The 681-nt window shown below is 65.3% G+C and carries 1 protein-coding gene and 1 pseudogene; one reads left to right on the plus strand and one right to left on the minus strand.

Translation table 11 applies throughout. The features are described 5' to 3' along the window. Positions 1-97: 97 nt before the first annotated feature. A pseudogene (locus AS96_RS15850) lies at positions 98-187 on the plus strand (PKD domain-containing protein); the annotation flags it as partial. Between the two features lie 110 nt (positions 188-297). Here the strand turns inward: AS96_RS15850 and AS96_RS15855 are convergent. Beyond that, positions 298-681 (minus strand): hypothetical protein (locus AS96_RS15855; protein WP_036291220.1); only part of this gene is annotated, 384 nt, incomplete at its 5' end.

Consider the following 681-nt stretch of genomic DNA (forward strand, 5'->3'; position numbering starts at 1 on the left):
GCCGAATCAGGTTCCGGTGGCGGGGTTTGTGTCGTCGGTGTCGGGGTTGTCGGTGTCGGTGGATGGTTCGGGATCGTCGGATGCTGATGGTTCTGTGGTGTCGTATGCGTGGGACTTCGGTGACCAGTCGACGGGTTCGGGTGTGACGGCGTCGCATGCGTATGCGGAGGTGGGGACGTATTCGGTGACGTTGACGGTGACGGATGATCGTGGGGCGACGGCGATGAGTGTTGCTCCGGTGACGGTGACGTCTGGTCCGGTGGTGGCGGGTCCGTTGTTCTCGGACACGTTCGCGCGTCAGTTGGCGTCGGGTTGGGGTTCTGCGGATGCCGGTGGTGCGTGGACGTTGCGCACGGGGGCGACGCGCTTCTCGGTGGCCGATGGTGTCGGGAAGGTGTTGTTGCCGAAGGCGACGGCGGTGGCGGCGGATACGGCGGTGCTGGATTCGACGGCGACGCGGTTCTCGACGTCGTTCTCGGTGGACAAGCCGAACGAGGCGATGTACATCGGTGCGGTGACGCGTCGTGTCGCTGATGACCAGTACATGGTGCGCATCCGTGTGGGTGCGGACGGGACGGCGCGGTTGAACGTGCTGCGGGGGACGTCGACGACGATCGGTGCGGCGGTGGAGACCGGTGTGGTGATTGAGCCGGGTGCGTCGTATCGGTTCGTGGTGGATAC

The sequence above is a fragment of the Microbacterium sp. MRS-1 genome (assembly GCF_000585455.1).
Classification (GTDB): Bacteria; Actinomycetota; Actinomycetes; order Actinomycetales; family Microbacteriaceae; genus Microbacterium; species Microbacterium laevaniformans.